The sequence below is a fragment of the Micromonospora sp. WMMB235 genome (assembly GCF_001855515.1).
GTDB lineage: Bacteria > Actinomycetota > Actinomycetes > Mycobacteriales > Micromonosporaceae > Micromonospora > Micromonospora aurantiaca.
In genome coordinates this window covers 5428475-5452109 of the sequence record NZ_MDRX01000001.1, presented here as the reverse complement: position 1 = coordinate 5452109, position 23635 = coordinate 5428475, and the positions used below count along the sequence as shown (strand labels likewise).

At 72.8% G+C, this 23635-nt stretch carries 23 protein-coding genes; 12 read left to right on the top strand and 11 right to left on the bottom strand.

The window, feature by feature from the left end; all coding sequences use genetic code 11:
- Nucleotides 1-164 precede the first annotated feature (164 nt).
- Together BFV98_RS24235 and BFV98_RS24230 are read left to right on the top strand one after the other, a co-directional pair.
- Nucleotides 165-3908: a multifunctional oxoglutarate decarboxylase/oxoglutarate dehydrogenase thiamine pyrophosphate-binding subunit/dihydrolipoyllysine-residue succinyltransferase subunit gene (locus BFV98_RS24235; RefSeq protein WP_071097874.1), complete on the top strand. Its 3744-nt coding sequence runs from the start codon at nt 165-167 to the stop codon at nt 3906-3908.
- A 66-nt stretch (nt 3909-3974) separates the two neighbouring features.
- Nucleotides 3975-4154 carry a DUF6104 family protein gene (locus BFV98_RS24230; RefSeq protein ID WP_013288341.1) on the top strand — a complete coding sequence of 60 codons (180 nt, stop codon included), beginning with the start codon at nt 3975-3977 and terminating at the stop codon, nt 4152-4154.
- 35 nt (nt 4155-4189) lie between these two features.
- Here BFV98_RS24230 and BFV98_RS24225 read toward each other — a convergent pair whose 3' ends face one another.
- Together BFV98_RS24225 and BFV98_RS32360 are read right to left on the bottom strand one after the other, a co-directional pair.
- A complete protein-coding gene (locus BFV98_RS24225; protein ID WP_071097872.1) occupies nt 4190-6520 on the bottom strand; it encodes a bifunctional polysaccharide deacetylase/glycosyltransferase family 2 protein in 2331 nt (776 codons plus the stop codon).
- A complete protein-coding gene (locus BFV98_RS32360) occupies nt 6513-7046 on the bottom strand; it encodes a hypothetical protein (protein WP_176921721.1) in 534 nt (177 codons plus the stop codon). The genes BFV98_RS24225 and BFV98_RS32360 overlap by 8 nt, the downstream gene beginning before the upstream one ends.
- Nucleotides 7047-7139: 93 nt before the next feature.
- Here BFV98_RS32360 and pta point away from each other — a divergent pair, with 93 nt between their 5' ends.
- Nucleotides 7140-9215: a phosphate acetyltransferase gene (gene pta / locus BFV98_RS24215; RefSeq protein ID WP_143025354.1), complete on the top strand. Its 2076-nt coding sequence runs from the start codon at nt 7140-7142 to the stop codon at nt 9213-9215.
- Complete coding sequence (locus BFV98_RS24210; RefSeq protein WP_071097869.1) at nt 9212-10324, top strand: acetate/propionate family kinase; 1113 nt, start codon at nt 9212-9214, stop codon at nt 10322-10324. The genes pta and BFV98_RS24210 overlap by 4 nt, the downstream gene beginning before the upstream one ends.
- A gap of 60 nt (nt 10325-10384) precedes the next feature.
- Here the strand turns inward: BFV98_RS24210 and BFV98_RS32355 are convergent, their stop codons facing one another.
- Entirely contained in the window at nt 10385-10558 is a 174-nt protein-coding gene (locus tag BFV98_RS32355; RefSeq protein WP_013288346.1) for a hypothetical protein, read from the bottom strand.
- A 181-nt stretch (nt 10559-10739) separates the two neighbouring features.
- On the opposite strand from BFV98_RS32355, the gene BFV98_RS24205 reads away from it, so the two are divergent.
- From BFV98_RS24205 to BFV98_RS24195, 3 genes are all read left to right on the top strand, one after another.
- Nucleotides 10740-11822: an alpha/beta hydrolase gene (locus tag BFV98_RS24205; RefSeq protein ID WP_071097867.1), complete on the top strand. Its 1083-nt coding sequence runs from the start codon at nt 10740-10742 to the stop codon at nt 11820-11822.
- A gap of 159 nt (nt 11823-11981) precedes the next feature.
- Nucleotides 11982-12524, top strand: coding sequence for a nucleotidyltransferase domain-containing protein (locus tag BFV98_RS24200; protein WP_071098975.1), 543 nt, complete (start codon nt 11982-11984; stop codon nt 12522-12524).
- A gap of 40 nt (nt 12525-12564) precedes the next feature.
- Nucleotides 12565-13530 carry a chlorophyllase gene (locus BFV98_RS24195; RefSeq protein WP_013475280.1) on the top strand — a complete coding sequence of 322 codons (966 nt, stop codon included), beginning with the start codon at nt 12565-12567 and terminating at the stop codon, nt 13528-13530.
- A gap of 73 nt (nt 13531-13603) precedes the next feature.
- Here the strand turns inward: BFV98_RS24195 and BFV98_RS24190 are convergent, their stop codons facing one another.
- From BFV98_RS24190 to BFV98_RS24180, 3 genes are all read right to left on the bottom strand, one after another.
- Nucleotides 13604-14566 (bottom strand): Zn-dependent alcohol dehydrogenase, encoded by a 963-nt coding sequence (locus BFV98_RS24190; RefSeq protein WP_047894354.1) that lies wholly within the window; start codon nt 14564-14566, stop codon nt 13604-13606.
- Between the two features lie 76 nt (nt 14567-14642).
- Nucleotides 14643-15818, bottom strand: a complete 1176-nt coding sequence (locus tag BFV98_RS24185) for an NADP-dependent malic enzyme (RefSeq protein WP_013288351.1) — start codon at nt 15816-15818, stop codon at nt 14643-14645.
- A 157-nt stretch (nt 15819-15975) separates the two neighbouring features.
- Nucleotides 15976-16314 carry a S26 family signal peptidase gene (locus BFV98_RS24180; protein ID WP_013288352.1) on the bottom strand — a complete coding sequence of 113 codons (339 nt, stop codon included), beginning with the start codon at nt 16312-16314 and terminating at the stop codon, nt 15976-15978.
- Between the two features lie 78 nt (nt 16315-16392).
- On the opposite strand from BFV98_RS24180, the gene sodN reads away from it, so the two are divergent.
- From sodN to BFV98_RS24165, 3 genes are read left to right on the top strand one after another with little or no spacing between them, the layout of a single operon-like run.
- Nucleotides 16393-16797: a superoxide dismutase, Ni gene (gene sodN / locus BFV98_RS24175; RefSeq protein WP_013288353.1), complete on the top strand. Its 405-nt coding sequence runs from the start codon at nt 16393-16395 to the stop codon at nt 16795-16797.
- On the top strand, nt 16794-17318 hold the full coding sequence (locus tag BFV98_RS24170; RefSeq protein ID WP_013288354.1) for a GNAT family N-acetyltransferase: 525 nt from the start codon (nt 16794-16796) through the stop codon (nt 17316-17318). The genes sodN and BFV98_RS24170 overlap by 4 nt, the downstream gene beginning before the upstream one ends.
- 32 nt (nt 17319-17350) lie before the next feature.
- Complete coding sequence (locus BFV98_RS24165) at nt 17351-17758, top strand: ATP-binding protein (protein WP_013475278.1); 408 nt, start codon at nt 17351-17353, stop codon at nt 17756-17758.
- 127 nt (nt 17759-17885) lie between these two features.
- Here the strand turns inward: BFV98_RS24165 and BFV98_RS24160 are convergent, their stop codons facing one another.
- On the bottom strand, nt 17886-18287 hold the full coding sequence (locus BFV98_RS24160) for a hypothetical protein (RefSeq protein ID WP_041784529.1): 402 nt from the start codon (nt 18285-18287) through the stop codon (nt 17886-17888).
- A gap of 43 nt (nt 18288-18330) precedes the next feature.
- On the opposite strand from BFV98_RS24160, the gene BFV98_RS24155 reads away from it, so the two are divergent.
- Nucleotides 18331-19281: a diacylglycerol kinase family protein gene (locus tag BFV98_RS24155; RefSeq protein WP_030271872.1), complete on the top strand. Its 951-nt coding sequence runs from the start codon at nt 18331-18333 to the stop codon at nt 19279-19281.
- Between the two features lie 450 nt (nt 19282-19731).
- A complete protein-coding gene (locus BFV98_RS24150; RefSeq protein ID WP_013288358.1) occupies nt 19732-19989 on the top strand; it encodes a WhiB family transcriptional regulator in 258 nt (85 codons plus the stop codon).
- Nucleotides 19990-20052: 63 nt separating this feature from the next.
- On the opposite strand, the gene BFV98_RS24145 is transcribed toward BFV98_RS24150, so the two are convergent.
- From BFV98_RS24145 to BFV98_RS24135, 4 genes are read right to left on the bottom strand one after another with little or no spacing between them, the layout of a single operon-like run.
- The gene (locus BFV98_RS24145; protein WP_041799111.1) at nt 20053-20802 is read right to left on the bottom strand and encodes a sirohydrochlorin chelatase; all 750 of its coding nucleotides are present in this window, start codon (nt 20800-20802) and stop codon (nt 20053-20055) included.
- Nucleotides 20784-21533 carry a phosphoadenylyl-sulfate reductase gene (locus BFV98_RS24140; protein ID WP_013288360.1) on the bottom strand — a complete coding sequence of 250 codons (750 nt, stop codon included), beginning with the start codon at nt 21531-21533 and terminating at the stop codon, nt 20784-20786. Before BFV98_RS24140 ends, BFV98_RS24145 begins: the two co-directional genes overlap by 19 nt.
- Nucleotides 21530-21688 (bottom strand): hypothetical protein, encoded by a 159-nt coding sequence (locus tag BFV98_RS32350; RefSeq protein ID WP_013288361.1) that lies wholly within the window; start codon nt 21686-21688, stop codon nt 21530-21532. Before BFV98_RS32350 ends, BFV98_RS24140 begins: the two co-directional genes overlap by 4 nt.
- Nucleotides 21685-23394, bottom strand: coding sequence for a nitrite/sulfite reductase (locus tag BFV98_RS24135; RefSeq protein ID WP_071097865.1), 1710 nt, complete (start codon nt 23392-23394; stop codon nt 21685-21687). The genes BFV98_RS32350 and BFV98_RS24135 overlap by 4 nt, the downstream gene beginning before the upstream one ends.
- Nucleotides 23395-23635: the final 241 nt, after the last annotated feature.

Below are 23635 nucleotides of genomic sequence, written 5' to 3'. Positions count from 1 at the left end.
GAACTTCTGGCATCTTCTGTGAAACGGACCACCAGCCGGAGGCGAGAATGCCTGCGCGCAGCGCACGGCGTAGCCTTGGCATCGGTTTACCCAGCGTCGGCAACCGGGGGTCACCGGGGGCCACCGTGACATTCACAACCGCGTGAAAGAGGCGATTAGCGGCCGTGTCGACCCAGCAGACTTCGCAGGAGAACCCACTGGCGGGTTTCGGCCCGAACGAGTGGATCGTCGAGGAGATGTACCAGCGCTACCTCGCCGACCCCTCGAGCGTCGATTCGGCCTGGCACGACTTCTTCGCCGACTACCGGCCGGCCCCGGGCGCCGCCACACCGCGCCCGGACGGGCAGGCCAAGCCGGCCGCGAAGCCGGAGCCGGCCGAGCAGCAGGAGGCGGTGGCGACCGTCACCGCGCAGCCCGCCAAGACCGAGCCGAAGGCCACCCCCAAGGCCGCGCCCGCTCCGGCCAAGCCCGCCGCCAAGCCGGCGGCGAAGGCGCCCGAGCCGGCCAAGAAGTCCGCCCCGGCCAAGCCGGCCGCCAAGGCGCCGACCGCGAGCGCCGCGGGCACCACGCCGCTGCGCGGCGTCGCCGCCAAGATCGTGCAGAACATGGACGCGTCGCTCGCCGTCCCGACCGCCACGAGCGTGCGCGCCGTCCCGGCCAAGCTGCTCGTCGACAACCGCATCGTGATCAACAACCACCTGACCCGCGGTCGCGGTGGCAAGGTCAGCTTCACCCACCTGATCGGGTACGCGCTCGTCCGCGCGGTCGTCGAGCACCCGGAGATGAACAACTCCTTCGCCGAGGTCGACGGCAAGCCGGCGATGGTCCGCCCGGAGCACGTCAACCTGGGCATCGCGATCGACCTGGTCAAGCCGGACGGCTCACGCAACCTGGTGGTGCCGTCCATCAAGGGCTGCGAGCAGATGGACTTCCGGCAGTTCTGGCAGGCGTACGAGGACGTGGTCCGGCGCGCCCGCCGCAACGAGCTGACCATGGAGGACTACTCCGGCACCACGATCTCGCTCACCAACCCGGGCGGCATCGGCACGGTGCACTCGATCCCGCGCCTGATGCAGGGGCAGAGCGCCATCATCGGCGTCGGCGCGATGGAATACCCGGCCCCCTACCAGGGCATGAGCGAGGCCACCCTGGCCGAGAACGCGGTCAGCAAGGTCATCACGCTGACCAGCACGTACGACCACCGGATCATCCAGGGCGCGCAGTCCGGCGAGTTCCTGAAGGTCATGCACGAGCTGCTGCTCGGCGAGCGCGGCTTCTACGACGACATCTTCACCTCGCTGCGGATCCCGTACGAGCCGGTGCGCTGGATGCGCGACGTGGCCGTCGACAGCGAAGGCCAGATCAACAAGACCGCTCGGGTGCACGAGCTGATCCACGCGTACCGGGTGCGCGGCCACCTGATGGCCGACACCGACCCGCTGGAGTTCAAGATCCGTAAGCACCCGGACCTGGACGTGCTCCAGCACGGGCTCACGCTCTGGGACCTCGACCGCGTCTTCCCGGTCAACGGCTTCGCCGGCCAGCAGCGGATGAAGCTGCGGTCGATCCTCGGCGTGCTGCGCGACTCGTACTGCCGCCGGGTCGGCATCGAGTACATGCACATCCAGGACCCGGAGGAGCGGCGCTGGATCCAGGAGCGGGTCGAGCGCAAGTACGAGAAGCCCAGCTCCGACGAGCAGAAGCACGTGCTGAACCGGCTCAACGCCGCCGAGGCGTTCGAGACGTTCCTCCAGACCAAGTACGTCGGCCAGAAGCGCTTCTCGCTGGAGGGCGGCGAGTCGCTGATCCCGCTGCTCGGCGAGGTGCTGGAGTGCTCCGCCGAGGCCGGGCTGGACGAGGTCGTCATCGGCATGGCCCACCGCGGCCGGCTCAACGTGCTGGCGAACATCGTCGGCAAGCCGTACGAGAAGATCTTCTCCGAGTTCGAGGGGCACCTCGACCCGCGGTCCACGCAGGGCTCGGGCGACGTGAAGTACCACCTCGGCCAGAACGGCAAGTTCACCACCCCGGACGGCGAGCACGCGGTCAAGGTGTCGGTGGTGGCGAACCCGTCGCACCTGGAGGCCGTGGACCCGGTGCTGGAGGGCATCGTCCGGGCCAAGCAGGACCGCATCGACCTCAAGCTGGAGGGCTACACCGTGCTGCCGCTGGCGGTGCACGGTGACGCCGCCTTCGCCGGCCAGGGCGTTGTGGCCGAGACGCTCAACCTGTCCCAGCTGCGCGGCTACCGCACCGGCGGCACCGTGCACGTGGTCGTCAACAACCAGGTCGGCTTCACCACCGCCCCGGAGTACAGCCGGTCCAGCCTCTACAGCACCGACGTGGCCCGGATGATCCAGGCGCCGATCTTCCACGTGAACGGCGACGACCCGGAGGCCGTGGTCCGGGTGGCCCGGCTCGCGTTCGAGTACCGGCAGGCGTTCAACAAGGACGTCGTGATCGACATGGTCTGCTACCGCCGGCGCGGGCACAACGAGGGCGACGACCCGTCGATGTCCAACCCGGAGATGTACAAGATCATCGACTCGAAGCGGTCCGTCCGGAAGCTCTACACCGAGGAGCTGATCGGGCGCGGCGACATCACCGTGGAGGACGCGGAGGAGCTGCTGCGCGACTACCAGGGGCAGCTTGAGCGGGTCTTCAAGGCCACCCGGGACGCCGCGACCACCCCGCGTCAGCTCAGCCGCCCGGCGCGGGAGGAGGAGCCGGAGCCGCAGGTCGACACCGCCACCGACGCCGCAGTGGTCAAGGCGATCGGCGAGGCGCACGTCAACCTGCCGGAGGGCTTCACCCCGCACAAGCGGATCCAGCAGCTGCTGGAGCGGCGCCGCAAGATGTCCGTCGAGGGCGGCATCGACTGGGGCTTCGCCGAGATCATCGCGTTCGGCACGCTGCTGCACGACGGGGTCACCGTCCGGCTCGCCGGGCAGGACTCGCGCCGCGGCACGTTCGTCCAGCGGCACGCCTCGGTGGTCGACGCCAAGACCGGCGAGGACTACCTGCCGCTGAAGTCACTCACCGCCGACGGCGAGCGGTCGCGCTTCTTCGTCCACGACTCGCTGCTCTCCGAGTACGCGGCCATGGGCTTCGAGTACGGCTACTCGGTGGAGAACATCAACGCGCTGGTGGCCTGGGAGGCCCAGTTCGGTGACTTCGTCAACGGCGCCCAGTCGGTGATCGACGAGTTCATCTCCTCCGGCGAGGTGAAGTGGGGCCAGCGCTCCGCGGTGACCCTGCTTCTGCCGCACGGCCACGAGGGCCAGGGCCCGGACCACACCTCCGGCCGCCCGGAGCGGTTCCTCCAGCTCTGCGCCGAGGACAACATGCGGGTGGCCATCCCGACCACCCCGGCGAACTACTTCCACCTGCTGCGCCGCCAGGCCCTGTCGCCCAAGCGCAAGCCGCTGGTGGTGTTCACGCCGAAGTCGCTGCTGCGGCACAAGCTCTGCGTGTCGCCGGTGGAGGACTTCACCACCGGGACGTTCCAGCCGGTGCTGGCCGACACCGCGGCTCCGGCGCCGGAGCAGGTGAAGCGGGTGCTGCTCTGCTCGGGCAAGGTCTACTACGACCTGTTCCAGGCCCGGCAGGAGCGGGGCGTCACCGACACCGCGATCCTCCGGATGGAGCAGCTCTACCCGCTGCCCGTCGAGGAGGTCCGGGCCGCGCTGGCGCAGTACCCGAACGCCGAGGACTTCGCCTGGGTCCAGGAGGAGCCGGCCAACCAGGGCGCCTGGTCGTTCGTCGCGCTCAACCTGCTGGAGCACCTGCCCGAGGTCCGGCTGCGCCGCATCTCCCGCCCGGCCGCCGCCGCCCCGGCGGTCGGCTCGGCGAAGATGCACGAGGTCGAGCAGAACGCGCTGATCGAGGCGGCTCTTCCCCGCCCGTGACATCACCGGCAGCGGCCCGTCCCGACCCGGGGCGGGCCGCTGCCGTACGACGACGAGAGGAACACCGTGTACTTCACCGACCGTGGCATCGAGGAGCTGGTCGAGCGCCGTGGCGACGAGCAGGTCAGCATGGAGTGGCTGGGCGAGCGGCTGCGTGACTTCATCGATCTGAACCCGGAGTTCGAGACCCCGATCGAGCGGTTCGCCACCTGGCTGGCCCGCCTCGACGACCCGGACGACGACTGACCGGGCGACGGACCGACGCGCCGCGCGGCCGGGTCTCAGCCGGTCGCGCCCCGCCCGGCGACCCGGAGGTCTCCGGTACGCCGCAGCTTCTGCCAGCCGAGCCGGCCGCCCGTCAGCGCGGTGCCGACGGCCTGGAGCAGCACCAGGTACATCACCTGCCGGTAGACGAACTGCTGCAACGGCAGCACCCAGAGCACGCCGAGCTTCTCCCGGTCCAGCCGGAAGGCGAGCACCGCGGTGAGGAGCTGGAGCGCGAGCATCGCCAGCCAGGCCACCACTGTGTCGCTGCGATCCAGGAAGATCAGCCCGTAGATCGCGAGCAGGTCGATCACCGGGGCGGCCAGCGGCAGCAGCACACCGAACAGCGTCAGGAACGACAGGCACCGGCGGCCGAACCGGCCCGACCGGCCGCTGTCGGTCACCGAGCGCCGGTGCTTCCACATCGCCTGGAGGGTGCCGTAGCTCCACCGGTACCGCTGCTTCCACAACTGGCCGACGGTGGTCGGGGCCTCGGTCCAGGCGCGGGCGCTCTCCTCGTACACGATGTGCCAGCCGGCCCGGCCGAGGGCGATGGTGACGTCGGTGTCCTCGGCCAGCGTGTCGTCGGTCATGCCGCCCACCTGCTCCAGCGCCTGGCGCCGGAACGCGCCGATCGCACCCGGGACGGTGGGCATGCAGCGCAGCGTCTCGTAGAGGCGGCGGTCGAGGTTGAAGCCGATGACGTACTCGATGTGCTGCCACTTGGCGATCAGGCCGCGGCGGTTGCCGACCTTGACGTTGCCGGCGACCACGCCGACCCCGGGGTCGGCGAACGGCTGGACCAGCCGGCGCACCGAGTCCGGCTCGAAGATCGTGTCGCCGTCGACCATGACGATCAGGTCGTGCCGGGCCAGCGCGACACCCGTGTTCAGCGCACTCGGCTTGCCGCCGTTGGGCTTGCGCACGACCCGGACGTTCGGCAGGCGCAGCGCCGCCACGATGTCGGCGGTGCCGTCGGTCGAGCCGTCGTCGACCACCACCACCTCGATGCCGCCGGGGTGGTCGCCCAGGGCCAGCGAGCGGACCGCCGCGGCGATGCCCTCCCGCTCGTTGTACGCGGGCACGATCACCGAGACCGGTTCGGTGACCGGCGGCCCCCAGGACCAGTCGCGGCGACGGCGGCGGGCCGCGTGCCGTGGTGCCATGACGAACAGCAGCAGGGTCCGGCCGACGGTGAGCACCCCGACGAGCACGAAGAAGACGCCGAGCATCCCGAACATGCCGTCTGCCACGCGTACCGCGCCGACCAGCACGTGTCCCCGCCACCGCTCGTCGAGCGGGGCCGCCGTCTGCCCGCCGACCGGGCCTGATACGCCTGCCGCCGCGAACGTCTGGTTGAGCCCTTCGCTGACCGTGGTGAAGCGGTAGCCGCGCTCCAGCATCATCGGGATGTACCGGTCCAGCGCGGCCACGGTGCCGGACCGGTCGCCGCCCGCGTCGTGCCAGAGCGCGATCGTGCCGGCCGTCCCGTCCGGCGTGGCGTTGGCGACCATCTCCTCGACCGACGGAAGCTCCCAGTCCCGGCTGTCGACGTCGTTGACCACTGTGAGGTAGCCCAGTTCGCCGGCCTGCCGCAGCATCGGCCAGTCCCGGTCGGTGTAGGCGTCCGCGCGGGACGAGTACGGGAACCGCAGCAGCGACGGCCGGACGCCTGTGGTGCTGGCGACGGCGAGCTGCGTCTGTGCGTACTCCAGTTCCCGCCGCCAGTCCGGCAGCGCGGCGAGGTCGGGATGGGTGAACGTGTGCACGCCCAGCTCGTGTCCCTCGGCCACCAGCCGGCGGGTCACCTCCGGGTTGCGGACGACCTGTGAGCCGATGACGAAGAAGGTGCCCTTCACCTGGTACTTGTCCAGGACGCGCAGCACCTCCGGCGTCCACCGCGGGTCGGGCCCGTCGTCGAAGGTGAGCGCGACGGTACGCGGCGGCAGCCGGTGCGACTGGGTCCGGCCCTCCGCGCCGACGTTGACGATCGGGCCGCCCCCGATGACCGAGCTGGGGACCTCCCGCTGGCTGCCGGGCGTCACCCGGTTGTCGGGCACGAACGCGGCGTTCGTGTACGCCTCGACGACCAGCAGACCGGCCAGGACGACCACGACCATCGTGACCAGGGCCCAGCTCGGCCGGGGCAGCAGACGCCGCCCACGGGACCGGCGCGCACCGGGGATCTGCCGCGCGCCGGGGATCTGCCGGACGTCCAGCACGACTGTGGGCGCGTCGTCCGGCCGCCGCCCGGCCCGGTGCCGGCGGGCGGCGTGCACGCGGCGGGGGTCCAGTGGGGCGGTGGGCTGGTCACCTGTCGACGGGCGGGCGGGCGCCTCGTCACTCATCGGCGGGATCGGCCGGCGCGACGGGGTCGGCGGGCGGGTCGACGACCGGCGGTGGATCGACAGCGGGTGGCGGCGGCACCTCGGCGGTGGGGGCGGTGGGCGGCGCGGTGGTGGCCGCCGGGGTGGTCCGCGGCACGGTCGGGGCGGTCCGGGTCGGCCGTGGGTACCGAGGGCTCGGCGAGGCCGTGGCGGCGGGGGCGACGGAGGTGGCCGGCACCCGCACCGGAGCGGTCCGGACGTCGGCGGGCGCGTCCGGCGTGGGACGGGTCACAGCGGGCGCGGGCGACGCCGGCGGGTTCGGCGAGGGCAGCCGCTGCTCGCTGGTCGGCTCGACGAACGGGATGACGCTGTCCGGGGTGATCGGCCCGCCGGCGAAGCTGACCCCGACCATGACCGTGTAGACCACACCCGCCGCGCCGGCGCAGTAGGCGAGACGGCGCAGCCGCCGGCGTCGCCGCCCGCTCGGGTCGACGAAGACGGGGGGCGATTCCGGTACGACGGGAATCAGTGCGGTCGGGCCATCCACGCGGCAAGTGTAGATGCGAAAAAATCCCGCCTTCTCCCCTGGCTAGCCGGTGTGACCAGGCAGAACGGGCAGCAGTGACCTCGATCTTGTAGGTTGGGTGCCGTGGCGCGCAGCGTGTACCTGACCGGCGTTGGTTCGGGCGGGGGAAAATCGACAGTGGCGCTCGGCCTGGCCGAGTTGTTGTCCCGCCAGGTGGAACGGATAGGTGCGTTCCGGCCGCTCGTCGCCGGTGACGGCACCGACCCGATCCTCGCCCTGCTCACCGAGCGCTACCGGATGGAACTGCCGGTCGACGAGCTGTACGGCGCCACGTACGCCGAGGCGAGCGCGCTCGTCGCGGACGGCCGCCGGGAGGAGCTCATCTCCCGGATCGTCACCCGCTACCGGGAGGTCGAGCGACGCTGCCCGGCGATAGTGGTGGTCGGCAGCGACTTCGCCTACGGCGACGGCACCGGTCCCCGCGAGCTGGCCTTCAACGCCCGGCTGGCGACCGAGTTCGGCAGCGTCGTGGTGCCCGTCGTGGACGGGTTCGGGCAGACGCCCGACACGATCGCGGCGGCGCTGCGCGGCGCGTACCACGATCTGGCCGACCTCGGCGCGACGGTGATCGCGGCGCTGGCCAACCGCGTGCCGGAGCCGATGACGCTGCCCGAGCTGCCGGTGCCCGCGTACGCGATCCCCGAGGTGCCGACCGTGTCGGCGCCGACGGTGGCCGAGGTGGCGGCGGCGCTGCACGGCACGGTGCTCACCGGCGACGAGACCGCACTCGACCGCGACGTGCTCGACTACGTGGTGGGCGCGGCGCACGTGCCGACGCTGCTGGACCACCTCACCGACGGGGCGCTGGTGATCACCCCGGGCGACCGGGCGGACCTGCTGGTGGCCGCCGGCGCCGCGCACGTGGCCGGGCAGGTGTCGCTGGCCGGGCTGGTGCTCACGCTCGGCGAGCAGCCCGATCCGCGGGCCATGCGCCTGGTCGAGCGGATGAACACCGGGCTCCCCGTGCTGTCGGTGCCGAGCGACAGCTACGACACGGTGGCCGCGTCCAGCCGGATCGAGGGCCGCCCCAGCACCGCCAACCCGCGCAAGGTCGAGGCCGCGCTCGGCGCGTTCGAACGCTGCGTGGACACCGACGACCTGGCCCGCCGGCTGCGGGTCAGCCGGTCCGCGCGGGTCACCCCGCTGATGTTCGAGAACGACCTGATCGACAGGGCCCGCGCCCGGCGCCGCCGGCTGGTGCTGCCCGAGGGCGCGGACGAGCGGATCCTGCGCGCGACCGAGGTGCTGCTGCGCCGGGGCGTCGCCGAGATCACCCTGCTCGGCCGCCCGGACGAGATCGCCCGGCGCACCCGGGAACTCGGCGTCGACCTCGGTGACGCCCAGGTCGTCGACCCGGTGACCAGCCCGTGGCGGGACGAGTTCGCGCAGGCGTACGCGCGGTTGCGCGCCCACCGCGGCGTCACCGTGGAGCTGGCGCACGACATCGTGGCGCAGCCCAACTACTTCGGCACGATGATGGTGCAGACCGGTCATGCCGACGGCATGGTCTCCGGCGCCACCCACACCACAGCCGCCACCATCCGCCCGGCCTTCGAGATCATCCGGACCGTGCCCGGCGTCTCCGTCGCCTCCAGCGTCTTCTTCATGCTGCTCGCCGACCGGGTGCTGGTGTACGGCGACTGCGCCGTCAACCCCGACCCGGACGCCGACCAGCTCGCCGACATCGCCATCTCGTCGGCCGACACGGCGGCCCGGTTCGGCATCGAGCCGCGGGTGGCGATGCTGTCGTACTCCACCGGCAGCTCCGGCGCCGGCGCCGACGTGGAGAAGGTCGCGGCGGCCACCAAGCTGGTCCGGGAACGCCGGCCGGACCTGCTGGTCGAGGGCCCGATCCAGTACGACGCCGCGATCGACCCGCAGGTGGCGGCCACCAAGCTGCCGGACAGCCCGGTCGCGGGGCGGGCCACGGTGTTCATCTTCCCGGACCTGAACACGGGCAACAACACGTACAAGGCGGTGCAGCGGTCGGCCGGGGCGGTGGCGGTCGGGCCGGTCATGCAGGGCCTGCGGCGGCCGGTGAACGACCTGTCCCGCGGCGCCACAGTGCCGGACATCGTCAACACGGTGGCGATCACCGCCATCCAGGCCGCCGCGGAGGCGTCGGAATGAGCCGCATCCTGGTCCTCAACAGCGGGTCCTCGTCGGTCAAGTACCGGCTGTACGACGGCGACGACGTCCTGGACAAGGGCACCGTCGAGCGGGTCGGCGAACCCGGCGGCGGGCCGGCCGACCACGAGAGCGCGGTCCGGGAGATCATCGGCCGGCTCGACCTGACCGGGCTGACCGGCGTCGGCCACCGGGTGGTGCACGGCGGGCGGAAGTTCAGCGCGCCGGTACGCATCGACGACGCGGTCGTCGCCGCGATCGAGGATCTGGTGCCGCTCGCGCCGCTGCACAACCCGGCCAACCTCGCCGGCATCCGGGTGGCCCGGGAGGCGCTGCCGGACGTCCCGCAGGTGGCGGTCTTCGACACCGCGTTCCACCACACGCTGCCCGAGGCCGCCGCCACGTACGCGATCGACAAGGCCATCGCCGAGCGGTACGGGGTGCGCCGCTACGGCTTCCACGGCACCTCGCACGCGTACGTCTCGCGTCGCGTCGCCGACCTGCTCGACCGCCCGTACGACCAGCTCAACACGATCACGCTGCACCTGGGCAACGGGGCTAGCGCGTGCGCCGTCCAGGGTGGGCGCAGCGTGGCCACCTCGATGGGCATGTCCCCGCTGGAGGGCCTGGTGATGGGCACCCGCAGCGGCGACCTCGACCCGACAGTCATCTTCCACCTGCGCCGCGAGGGCGGCATGGTGGTGGACGACATCGACGACCTGCTCAACCACCGCAGCGGCCTGCTCGGGCTGACCGGCGTCAACGACATGCGCGAGGTGCTGGCCCGCCGCGACGCCGGTGACCCGGACGCGACGCTGGCGTTCGACGTCTACTGCCGCCGGATCACCGGTTACGTCGGCGCGTACTACGCGCTGCTCGGCCGGGTCGACGCGATCGCGTTCACCGCCGGGGTCGGCGAGCACGCCGCGCCGGTACGGGCGGCGTCGCTGGCCGGGCTGGAGCGGCTCGGTGTCGCCGTCGACCCGGCGCGCAACGACGGCCACGGCGACCGGCTCGTCTCCCCCGACGGCGCGGAGGTGGCGGTGCTCGTGGTCGGCACCGACGAGGAGCGGGAGATCGCCCGCGAGACCCGTGAGGTGCTCGGCGTCTGACCGCCCGACCCTCCGCGCGGCCGGGCCGGATCAGCCACGGTCAGCCCGGGTCAGCTTGGGTCAGCCCAGAGCGATCCAGGCGACCAGGGCGACCACCACGACGGCGGCGACGGCCACGCCGGCGATCAGCGGCAGGCGGGACGGCGCCGACGCCGACGCGGCCGGCTCGGGAGAATCGACGAAAGCGCGGAACTGCGCGGTGTTGCCACTCGGGTCGGTGTAGTTCTCAGCCATGCGGCTGACCCTAGCGAAGCCGACCGGACCGGAATGTCCCGCCGGGCCGCCACCTGCGGATCCGGGTGGCGGGATCGGGCAAACCCGGCCACCCGGTGGAGGCGGGAGCCGCCCGGGTGGCGGCACCGACCGGCCCGGACGGCGGGCGCGGGCCGACCGCTCGGCTGCCTACCGTGCAGGTGTGAGGGGGCAGCGGCTGGTCGCCGCGCTGATGACGGCGCTGCTGGCCGGTTGCGGCCCGGCCGTGGCCACGCCCGACCCGGTCCCGGCCGCCGTCGGGCCCGCGCCGGAGCGCCCGTACTCGGTCGGGATGCGACAGTTCACGCTCGACCCGGACGGCAGGCGGCCGCTGCCGGTCACCGTCTGGTACCCGGCGCAACCGTCCCCCGCACCCCCTGACGTCGTCGACCCGCCGGTCGATCCCGCCGCCGGGTCCGACGTGTCCGGCCCGTCCGGGCCGCGCGCTGCGGCGGCCCTGCCGTCTCGCCCACCGGTCTTCGCGGCCCCCTCCGGCTCCGGCCACCCCACACCGGCGAGCCCCGGCCCGGAGCGCGGACCGCGTGTGCGGCCGGGTGCGCCGTTCGCGGCCGGACACTTCCCGGTGGTCCTCTACAGCCACGGGCTGCGCAGCCTGCCCGCCCTGCACGCCGCGCTGACCACCCGCTGGGCCGCCGCCGGGTTCGTGGTGGTCGCACCCACCTATCCGCGTACGAACCAGCGCGCCCGCGCCTACACCCGCGACGACGTGCGCAACCAGCCCGCCGACGCCTGGCGACTGATCCGTCATCTGGTCCGGCTGGGCGCCCGCCACGGGGATCCGCTCGGCGCGCACATGGCCGTAGACCGGTTCGCCGCCGCCGGGCACTCGGCCGGCGGGCACACCACGCTCGGCATGTTCGCCTCCGGGCAGCCGTCCCCGGTACGGGCCGGAATCGTGATCGCCGGTGGCCGGATGGTCGCCGGGCTCTCCCGCCCACTCGCACCGATGCTGTTCGTGCACGGGAGCGCCGACCGGATCGTGCCGGAGTCGATCGGCCGGGCCGCGTACGCTCGCTGCCTCGGGCCGGCCGCCTTCCTGAGCCTCACCGGCCAGGGCCACGGCGAGTACCTGACGCCGGGACGGCCCGGCTTCGCCCAGGTGCTCGCCACCACCACCGACTTCCTGCGCTGGACGCTCTACGCCGACCGCGCCGCCCTGCACCGCCTCCCCACCGACGCGACAGCGCCCGGCACCACCCTCACCACCCGCGCCCTCCCCACCTGAAGCGTCCACCTCCCGCCTCCCACCCTCCCTGTTGTCCCGTCGATCATGAAGTTGACGGCGTTCGCTGTCCGGTTTGTCGCCGCCAACATCATGATCGACCGGGTCTGGGCGGGGGGTGAGGGTCTGGGCGGGCAGCGGGGTCCGGGCGGGGTGGGTAGCGTGCGCGGGGTGGACGGGGTGGCGGGCCGGCAGCTGAGGGCGATCCGGGAGGTCGTCGACGTCGCCGGCGCGTGCGGGATCGACGTGTGGCTGCGCGGGGGCTGGGCGATGGACTTCCACCTCGGCGAGGTGACCCGTCCGCATGTCGACGTCGACTGGTACTGCTGGCGGCGCGACGCCGAGACGCTGGCCGACCGGCTCGGCGCGCTCGGCTGGCGCCCCGACCCCCGGATGCCCGCCACGACGCAACTCGACCTGCTGCGCGACGACGTCGAGCTGAGCTTCGCGTACCTCGACCGGGACGCGGACGGCCGGGTCGTCGTCGGCGCCGGACCGTGGGCGGGCACGGCCCTGCCGGAAGGCATGCTGGCCGGGCCGCCCGGCCTGATCGGCACGCTCGCGGCACCGGTGATCAGCGTCGCGGCGCAGATCGAGTTCAAGGAAATGTTCCCGGTCTGGATGCCGGAACGCCAGCGCCGGGCCAAGGACGCCGCCGACCTGGCTCGTCTCCGGGCGTCAGCGGACGGTCACCCGCCGCGCTGACCGGGCCTGGCCGCCGCGATCGCGAGGCACAATCGAGTTCATGCGCCGTCGTCCCGCCGCCCTGATCACCGCCGCCGTGCTCGGCGCCGCCCTCACCGGCTGCTCGGAGCAGCCCACCGCCCCGGCCGGGCGGCCCGCCCCCGACGCCCCACCGACCAGTGCCACGCCGGCGCCGCGCGTACCCGCCGGCAAGGCGCCCACGGAGAGCTTCGCGGTCGGCGTACGCCAGGTGAAGCTGAACCGCGACGGCGACCGGCCGTTGCCGGTGACGCTCTGGTACCCGGCGGCGGGCGCGGCCGGTGGCGCGGTCGAACGTTCCGCCCCGGCGGCGGACGGGCGGTTCCCTGTGGTGCTGTTCAGCCACGGGCTCAGCGCCCGGCCGGAGGACTACCAGGCGCTGCTGACCCGCTGGGCGGCGGCCGGGTTCGTGGTCGCCGCGCCGCGTTTCCCGCACACCTCCCGGGGCACCGACGGCAACCCGCTGGACGTGCTCAACCAGCCGGCCGACGTGTCGTACGTGCTGACGCGCGTGCTCGCGCTGGGCGAGAAGGCGGGCGATCCGCTGCGCGGCCGGCTGGACCCGGAGCGGGTGGCCGCGACCGGGCACAGCGCCGGTGGCGTGACCACGATCGGGCTGTTCACCGCGGGCCGGGACGAGCGGCTGGACGCGGGCATCGTCTTCGCCGGCACCGCGCTCGGTGTGGGCACCGCGTTCGCCGGTGCCGCCGCGCCGCAGCTGTTCGTGCACGGCGAGGCCGACGAGGTGGTGTCGTACGCCGCCGGCAAGGCCGTGTACGACGTGGTGCCGTGGCCGAAGGCGATGCTCAGCCTGCCGAAGGGTGACCACGGCCGGGCGCTGCTCGGCGACGGCAAGGCGCTGGGCGTGGTCGCCGACACCACTGTCGAGTTCCTCCGCTGGACGCTCTACGGCGACCCGGCGGCGAAGAAGCGCCTCCCGGCCGACGCCGCCCGGGGCGGCCTGGCCACCCTCGACGACCGCCTGTAAGGAAGGGCCCCTTCTTAACGTCTCCGGTAGAGAAGGGCCCCTTCTTAACAAGCCGCGCCGGCCGCGCGGCGCGTCAGGCGGTGTGGTCGACGACCACCTTGCCGAAGACCTCACCGGAGTGCAGCCGGGCGAACGCCTCGGAGATCTCGCTGAACGGCACCACCCGGTCGACCACCGGGCGCACCTCGTGCTCGGCGCAGAACGCGAGCAGCTCGGTCAGCTCGTCCGGGGTGCCCATCGAGGTGCCGAGGATCTCCAGTTGCATGGCGAAGACCCGGCGCAGGTTGATCTTCGGCTCGTGCCCGGAGGTGGCGCCGGAGACCACGATCCGGGCCGTCGGGGCGGCCGACTTCAGCGAGTGGTCGAAGGTGGCCGCGCCGACCGTCTCGATCACCACGTCGACCCGTTCCGGCAGCCGTGCGCCGGGCTCCAGCGCGGTCGCGCCCAGCTCGGCGATCCGCTCCCGCTTGGCGGCGTCGCGGCTGGTCGCGTACACCCGCTTGCCGAGCGCGACGCCGAGCGCGACGGCCGCGGTGGCCACGCCACCGCCGGCGCCCTGGACCAGCACCGACTCGCCGTCGGCGACCCGGCCCTTGGTGGTCAGCATCCGCCACGCGGTGAGCCAGGCCGTGGGCAGGCACGCCGCGTCGGTGGCCGACAGGCCGTCGGGCAGCGGCAGCAGGTTCATCCGGGGTACGGCGACACGCTCGGCGAACGTGCCCTGGTAGTGCTCGGAGAGGATGGAGACCCCGCGCGGGTCACCGGGGGTGGGCACCACCGGGTAGATGACCACCTCGTTGCCGTCCGGGTCGGTGCCGACCGCGTCGCAGCCCAGGATCATCGGGAGCTGGCCGGCGGTCAGGCCCACGCCGCGCAGCGACCAGAGGTCGTGGTGGTTGAGCGAGCTGGCCCGGACCTGCACGGTGACCCAGTCGTCCTGCGGGTGGGTCGGCTCGGGACGGTCGCCGACGGCGAGCGCGGCGAGCGGGTTGTCGGCGTCGAAGGCCGAGGCATAGGCAGCACGCATGATCGGCACGGTAACAAGCTGAGCAGCAGTTAAGAAGGGGCCCTTCCTCTACCGGAGGCGTTAGGAAGGGCCCCTTCCTTACATCTCAGCGGCGGGCGACCCCGTCGCGGCGGGCGGCCTCCGCGACCGCCTCGGCCACCGCCGGGGCGACGCGCGGGTCCAGCGGCGACGGCACGATCGCGTCGGCGGTCAGCGACTCGGCCACCACGCCCGCGATGGCGTCGGCGGCGGCCACCTTCATCGAGTCGGTGATCCGGGTGGCCCCGGCGTCCAGCGCGCCCCGGAACACACCCGGGAACGCGAGCACGTTGTTGATCTGGTTCGGGTAGTCGCTGCGCCCGGTGGCGACCACCGCCACGTGCCGGGCGGCCACCTCGGGGTGCACCTCCGGGGTGGGGTTGGCCAGCGCGAACACGATGCCGCCGGGGGCCATGCCGGCCACCGCCGCCTCCGGGATCTGGCCGCCGGAGACGCCGACGAGCACGTCCGCGTCGCGCAGCGCCTCGGTGATGTCGCCCTGGCGGCCCTCGGCGTTGGTGAGCTCGGCCAGTTCGGCCTTGGTGCCGGTCAGCTCGCGGTGCCGGCCGATGATGCCGCGCGAGTCGCACACCACCACCCGGTCCGGGTCGACGCCGCCGGCGATCAGCATCTTGGTGACCGCCACCCCGGCCGCGCCCGCGCCGCTGACCGCCACCCGCAGGTCACCGAGCTTGCGGTTGAGCAGCGCCGCGGCGTTGCGCAGCGCGGCGAGCACCACGATCGCGGTGCCGTGCTGGTCGTCGTGGAAGACCGGGATGTCCAGCGCCTCGTCGAGCCGGCGCTCCACCTCGAAGCAGCGCGGGGCGCTGATGTCCTCCAGGTTGATCCCGCCGAACGAGGGCGCGAGCGCCTTGACCGTCGCCACGATCTCGTCCACGTCCTGGGTGTCCAGGCAGACCGGCACCGCGTCCACGCCGGCGAACTGCTTGAACAGCACCGCCTTGCCCTCCATCACGGGCAGCGCGGCGCGCGGGCCGATGTTGCCGAGACCGAGTACGGCGGAACCGTCGGTGACCACGGCGACGGTGTGCGACACCCAGGTGTAGGTGTCGACGAGCGCGGGGTCGGCGGCGATCGCCTCGCACACCCGGGCCACACCCGGGGTGTACGCGAGGGAGAGGTCCTCGCGGCTGGTCAGCGGCACTGTGGAGGCGACTGCCATCTTGCCGCCGACGTGCAGGCGGAAGACGGGATCGGCGGGGTCCGGGGTGGACGAAGACATGGTGACTCCAGGATCTGTCGAGCAGACGGACCGGCCGGCGTGGTCAGCGGTGGTCAGCGACCGGCGGCGCGGCGGTGCGGGGGTCACCCGGGCACTTTTCGAGCATAGTCACGCTTCGGCACCCAGTATGTGAGCGGGGTCATATCCGCTCCGGTCGTTACCGTCCCCTGACCCGTCCCGGACGCGGCCACCAGCGGGCCACCACCCGGCCCCGGACGTCGGCCACGCCGTACGCGCGGGAGTCGTCGGCGACGAACTCGTTGTCGCCGCGCAACCACCATCCGCCGTCGCGGGGTTCCACCGCCCGCTTGACGACGAGCAGGTCGGGACGGCTGCGGAACACGGCGACGACCACGTCCCCGGGGCGTACCGGCCGGCCTTTCGTGCGGACCAGCACCGCGTCGCCGTGACGCAGCGTCGGGGCCATGGACGGGCCGGTCACCAGCACCGGCACCAGCGGGCCGCGCAGGGCCGGAGGTTCACCGGTGGGCGCCATGTCACCTCCCAGCCCCGGAGGGCGTCTCCAGGAGTAATGTCGTCTTGGATCATCGCAAACAACCCATGGAGGACCCTGATGCGCCTTCCCCGCATCCTCACGCCCCGGGTGACGGCCAGCGCTCACTGCGACCTGCCCTGCGGCGTATACGACCCGGCCCAGGCCCGGATCGAGGCCGAGTCGGTCAAAATGATCTGCGAGAAGTACCAGGCCAACACCGACCCGGAGTTCCGCACCCGCGCCATCCTGATCAAGGAGCAGCGGGCGGAACTGGTCAAGCACCACCTGTGGGTGCTCTGGACCGACTACTTCAAGGCGCCGCACTTCGAGAAGTACCCGCACCTGCACCAGCTGTTCAACGAGGCCACCAAGCTGGCCGGCGCGGCCGGCGCCAAGGGCGGCACCGACCCGGCCAAGGCCGACGAGCTGCTGGCGAAGATCGACGAGATCTCGAAGATCTTCTGGGAGACCAAGCAGGCGTGACGTCGCCCGACGGCACTCCGACGATCCGGCCGGTACGTCCCGAGGACGTACCGGCCGTCGTCGCCATGGTGCACGAACTCGCCGAGTACGAGCGCGCGCCCGAGCAGTGCCACCTCACCACGGCACAGCTCGACGCGGCGCTGTTCGGCCCGTCCCCGGCGCTGTACGGCCACGTCGCCGTCGACGCCTCGGACCAGCCGGTCGGCTTCGCGCTCTGGTTCCTCAACTTCTCCACCTGGGCCGGCGTGCACGGCATCTACCTGGAGGACCTCTACGTCCGCCCGGACGCCCGGGGCACCGGCGCGGGCCGGATGCTGCTCGCCACGCTGGCCGCGATCTGCGTGGAGCGCGGCTACCAGCGGCTGGAGTGGTGGATGATCCACTGGAACCCGGCGGCCCGCTTCTACGCCGCGATCGGTGCCACGCCGATGGACGAGTGGACGCCGTACCGCCTGGCCGGGCCGGCGTTGCACGAGCTAGCGACGCACGCGACGGCCGCGCCCACGCGCCCCGCCCGCTGACCGGGTAGAGTCCCGCACCGGGGGGAGGAGCCGTGACTCAACTGACCGGGCACCCGACGACCGATGACGACGTCGTCCACCTCACCGTGCCCGCCGACGGTGGTTACCTCGGCGTGCTCCGCACCGCCACGGCCGGCCTCGCGGCCCGGCTCCAGTTCGCCCTCGACGAGATCGAGGATCTGCGCATCGCCGTCGACGAGGCGTGCGCCATGCTGCTCGCCATCGCCACCCGCGACGCCGAGCTGGAGTGCCGGTTCGCGGTCACCGACGACGCGCTCACCGTCGAGGTGACGGTGCCGACGGTCCGGGGCGCCACGCTGCCGTCCGAGTCGTCGTTCGCCTGGAAGGTGCTGACCGCGCTGACCACCGGGGCGAACGCCCACGCATCAGGCGGCCGGGCCACCATCTCGCTGCTGACCCGCCGCGCCGGCGTCTACTGACCGACGCGCGGCCATGGGCCCGGCGGCGTCCAGGCCGGGCGGCTTCCAGGCCGGGCGACTTCCAGACCCGGCTGCGGTCCAGGCCCGGCTGCGGTCCAGAACGGGCCGCGTCAAGACCGGGCGGCGCTCAGCCGGCCGGCTCGCCGAATCCCAGCGCGCGGTTGGTCGGACCGCTCACCAGCAGCCCGACCATGCCGATCCCGAGCGCCATCAGCGGCACCCCGAGCCAGCCCATGCCGCCCTCGATCATGAACCAGCCGACCGGCAGCAGCATGAGCTGGAGCACGATCGCCGGCGCACGAGCCCCGGCTCGGCGGCGGGACAGCGCGCCGCCGAGCGCCCAGAGCGCCACCGCGCCGCCGACGGCGAAGACGGTCACCAGCAGCGCCGAGGTCAGATCCGTCGTGTCGGCGGTGAGGTCGGACCAGATGAGCCACACCGCGATCAGCCCCAGCGCCACCGCCTGGGCACGTAGCAGGAGCACCGCGGCGCGCAGCGTGCCGGGGAGCGGGTCGGAGTCGATCGTCACGGGCGCCACGATACCGGTGGGTAGTCGCGGTACAGTGCCGCCCATGCGGGCCGTCCTGGTGGTCAATCCGAAGGCCACCACCACCAGCGAGCGCAGCCGGGACGTGCTGGTCCGGGCGTTGCGCAGTGAAGTCGACCTGTCGGTGCGCTACACCCGCCGACGGGGCCACGCCACGGATCTGGCCCGGGAGGCCGCCCAGGAGGGCGTCGACCTGGTCGTCACGCTCGGCGGTGACGGCACCGTCAACGAGGTGGTGAACGGCCTGATGGCGGCGGAGCCGCCGACGTTCCGTACCGGACAGACCTCGGCCGAGCGGCTGCCCGCGCTGGCCACCGTGCCGGGCGGTTCGACGAACGTGTTCGCCCGCGCGCTCGGGCTGCCCCGGGAGTGGCCGGACGGCACCAGCATGATCCTGGAAGGGCTGCGACTGGGCCGGTCCCGCACGATCGGGCTGGGCCGTGCGGACGACCGCTACTTCACGTTCTGCGCCGGCTTCGGGCTGGACGCGGCCGTCATCCGCCGGGTGGAGCAGGCCCGCAAGAAGGGGCGCGTCTCCACTCCGGCGCTCTACTTCCGTTCCACGGCGAGTCAGTACTTCGTCGGCTCGGACCGCCGCCACCCGTCGATCACGCTGGAGCGCCCGGGTGAGGCGCCCGCGACGGAGTTGGCCACGGCGATCATCCAGAACACCGCGCCGTGGACGTACCTGGGCGACCGCGAGATCAACCCGAACCCGGAGGCGTCGTTCGATCTCGGGCTCGACGTGCTCGCGTTGCGGCGGCTCCGGGTCGCCAGCACGGCCCGTACGGCGGTGCAGTTCTTCTCGAAGCAACCGGATCCGCACGGCAAGCAGGTGTTGCGGCTGCACGACGTGGCGGAGTTCACGCTGGTCTCGGACCGGCCGTTGCCGTTCCAGCTGGACGGGGACTACCTCGGCGAGCGGGAGAAAGTCCGATTCACATCCGTACCGGCCGCACTGAGAGTAATCTGCTAGGTCTCGGGTATCCCAGTCGGTTGACGCGGACCGCCCGCCGCGCGGGCGCGGTGGCCGCCACGCCGAGGAAGGGTGCCGGAAATGTCAGCAACGTCACGCAGACCGTACTACATTGATTATCGACTGTGGCACGCCGGGTAACCAGGGCTCTGGCAAACCCGGACAAATGGGTGGTGAGCCCGCTCACTGTTCGGAGTTTTTCCGAGCGTCACCCTTGACATCGCTGTAGTTCGTGAAAGTATTCACAAGCGAACTCGTGTTGCCGGGACATTGCCTGGATATGCTCGTTCGGTTGAGCTGTTCCAGCAGGTCCGGGCACCCCACAGCCTGCTCACGCTGCGCCGAATTGATGGATGCTGACCGTCACCATTCGGCAATGCGGACGCATATAGAAATAGCAACAACGAAGCGTTATCTGGCCACCCACTAAGAATGAGGAGTGTTGCCGCCATGGACTGGCGCCACGATTCGGTCTGCCGCGACGAGGACCCGGAGCTGTTCTTCCCGATCGGGACGTCCGGCCCGGCCCTCCTTCAGGTGGAGCAGGCGAAGGCCGTCTGCCGGCGCTGCCCCGTGACCGACCAGTGCCTGCAGTGGGCGCTGGAGTCCGGTCAGGACGCCGGCGTCTGGGGTGGGATGAGCGAAGAGGAGCGTCGCGCGGTGAAGCGCCGCGGCGGCCTCCGGGTGCTGCGCGCTCACTCCGCCTGACCCGTACACGCTGACCGCCCCGGCCGGGATTCCGGCCGGGGCGTTCTGCTGTCCCGGACCGGATCAGCCCGCCACCGCCTCCACCCGCCGCCGGACCAGGTCCGCCAGCTCCGGCAGGTCGGTCAGGGGGTCCGCCACCGCCACCGCGCCGGCCGACCGGGCCGATGCGCGTACCCCGTCGTGGAACCGGCCCGGCGCCAGGAAGTAGGCGGCCACCGCGACCCGGCGGGCGCCCGCGGCGCGCAGTCGCGTGACCGCGCCGCCGACCTCCGGGGGCGCCGCCGAGGCGTACGAGACGCGGCAGGGCACTCCGAGCCCGGCGCCGAACGCCGCGGCGACCCGGCCCACCGAGGCGCGCGCCGCCGGATCCCGGGTACCGGCCGCCGCCAGCACCACCGCGTCCAGACCGCCCGGCCCGTCACCGGTCGCCTCCGCCAGACGGCGGCGCAGCCCGTCCAGCAGCCCGCCGTCCACCCCGCCGCCGGTCGGCCCCAGCACATCCGTCACCCGTACCTCGATGTCCGCGCCGGCCGCCGCGACCGCCGCCGGGATGTCCACCTTCCGGTGGTACGCGGCGGTCAGCAGCAGCGGCACCAGGACCGCCCGGGAGTGACCGGCGTCGGCCAGCCCGCGCAGCACCTCGGCCGGCCCGGGATCGGTGTGATCGAGCCAGCTCGGCAGCACCGGACGGCCGGGGCAGGTGTCCGCCACGGCCCGGGCCAGCGCCCGGGTCGCCTCCGCCGCACGCGGGTCACGGCTGCCGTGCGCCACCAGCACCACCGGCGGCCCGGCGCTCAGGTGTGCAGGCCGCACTCGGTCTTCTCGAACATCGCCCAGCGCCCGGCGCGCGGGTCCTCCCCCGCCTTCGTCCGCCGGGTGCACGGCCAGCAGCCGATCGAGCCGTAGCCGCGGGCGAACAGCTCGTTGACCGGGATGTCGTACCGGGCCACGTAGGCGTCCACCTCCCGCTGCGTCCAGGCCGCTATCGGGTTCACCTTGACCTTGCCGCGCCGCGCGTCGAAGCCCACCACCGGCGTGTTCGCCCGGGTCGGCGACTCGTCCCGGCGCAGCCCGGCGGCCCAGGCGTCGTACCCGGACAGCGCCCGCTCCAGCGGCTCCACCTTGCGCAGCTGGCAGCAGTCGTCCGGGGACCTGTTGAACAGGCGCGGACCGTACTGGCCGTCCTGCTGCCCCACAGTCATCCGCGGCCGGATCGAGCGCACCCGCACCGGCATCCGCCGGGCCACCTCGTCGCGGACGCGCAGCGTCTCCGGGAAGTGCAGGCCGGTGTCCAGGAACACCACGTCGACGCCGGGCGCGACCCGGGAGACCAGGTGCGCCACCACGCCGTCGGCCATCGAGCTGGTCACGCAGAACCGCTCGCCGAACGTCTCCACCGCCCACCGGGCGATCTCGATCGCGGGCGCGTCGGCCAGCTCCCGGCCGGCCTCCTCGGCCAGCGCGCGCAGCTCCTCCGGGTCGCGGCGCGTCGGCTCGGCCGCGCCGATCAGGCCGAGGCCGGCGGCGGAGACGAGGCCGCTCACCGGGTCACCGCCCGGCTCAGCAGGCCGGTGAACTTCACCGCGAAGACCCGCGCGCAGGCGTGGCACTCCCAGGCGCCGTGCCCGGCCTCGTGCGGTCGCAGGTCCTCCTCGCCGCAGTACGGGCAGTAGAGAGGCGCAGATCGGGCATCGCTCATCGGAGCTCCTCCTCGTCGACTCTGATCACCCAGTTGGCGAACGTCTCACCCTCGGTCCGGCCGGCCAGGTAGCGGCGGGCGAGCCGTTCCACGTACTCCGGAAGCTCCTCGGCGGTGGTCTTCAGACCGCGCAGCTTGCGGCCGAAGCCGGCGGTCTGCCCCTGCGCCATGCCGAGGCCGCCGCCGAGGTGCACCTGGAACCCCTCGACCTGCCGGCCGTCCGGGCCGACCACGAGCTGGCCCTTGAGCCCGATGTCGGCGACCTGGGTGCGGGCGCAGGCGTTCGGGCAGCCGTTGAGGTGGATGGAGATGTCCGCGTCGAAGTCGCGCAGCCGCTCCTCCAGGCGGGCGACCAGCTCCTCACCGCGCCGCTTGGTCTCGACGATGGCGAGCTTGCAGAACTCGATGCCGGTGCAGGCCATCGTGCCGCGCCGCCAGGCCGACGGCCGGGCCTCCAGGCCGATCCCGCGCAGCGCCGCGACCAGCGAGTCGGTCCGCTCCGGCGCCACGTCCAGCACGAGCAGCTTCTGGTACGGCGTGAGCCGCACCCGGTCGCTGCCGTGCGCCTCGACCACGTCGGCGAGCTGCGCCAGCTGCGTGCCGGACACCCGGCCCACCACCGGGGCCGCGCCCACGTAGTTCGTGCCGTCACTCTGCCGGTGCACGCCGATGTGGTCGACCGGCTTCGCCGGCAGGTCGGCGGCCGGACCGTCGAGCAGCGTGCGGCCCAGGTACTCCTTCTCCAGCACCTCCCGGAAGCGCTCCACGCCCCAGTCGGCGACCAGGAACTTCAGCCGGGCCCGGTTGCGCAGCCGACGGTAGCCGTAGTCGCGGAAGATGCCGACCACACCGGCCCACACGTCCGGTACCTCGTTCAGCGGCACCCAGACGCCGAGCCGCTTGGCGAGCATCGGGTTGGTGGAGAGCCCGCCGCCGACCCACACGTCGAACCCGGGCCCGTGCTCCGGGTGCTCCACGCCGAGGAACGCGATGTCGTTCGCCTCGTACGGCGTGTCGACCAGCCAGGAGATCGAGGTCTTGAACTTGCGGGGCAGGTTGGAGTACGCCTTGTCGCCGACGTACCGGCGGACGATCTCGTCGATCGCCGGCGTCGGGTCGAGCACCTCGTCCCGGGCCACCCCGGCGACCGGGCTGCCCAGCACGATCCGGGGGCAGTCGCCGCACGCCTCGGTGGTCTGCAGGCCGACCGCCTCCAGCCGGCGCCAGATCTCCGGCATGTCCTCGACCCGGATCCAGTGGTACTGGATGTTCTGCCGGTCGGTGATGTCGGCGGTGTCCCGGGCGAACTCGCGGGAGATGTCCGCGATCACGCGGAGCTGCGCCAGGTTGAGCTGGCCGCCGTCCACCCGGACCCGGAGCATGAAGAACTCGTCCTCCAGCTCGTGCGGCTCCAGCACCGCGGTACGCCCGCCGTCGATGCCGGCCTTGCGCTGGGTGTAGAGGCCCCACCAGCGGAACCGGCCGCGCAGGTCCTGCGGGTCGATCGAGGCGAAACCGTTGTGGGCGTAGATGTTCTCGATCCGGTCCCGCACGTTCAGCGGGTCGTCGTCCTTCTTGATCCGCTCGTTGGGGTTGAGCGGCTCACGGTGTCCGAGCGCCCACTGCCCCTCGCCGCGTGGCCGGCGGGGCGCACGGGCGGCAGGCGCCGGGGTGTCGGGACGGGTCGGGGTGCTGCTGACCGCCATCGCGGCGTCCTCCATGGTCTGCTGCGGTGCCTGGAGCGCGGACGCGGCGGCCGGCCCTGGAGAGGGCCGCGGACGGCGATGTCGATGACGGCCGGCGCGAGTACGCGCCCGAGACGGAAAGGTCGGGCGTCGTCAGTGGGCCGGACAGATCGCGCTGCGCACGCGGCCGTAATCGACGTGGCGACGAGCCACGAAGCGGCGGACGACAGCGGCGGTCATGTGCCTCATGCTGCCACACCAC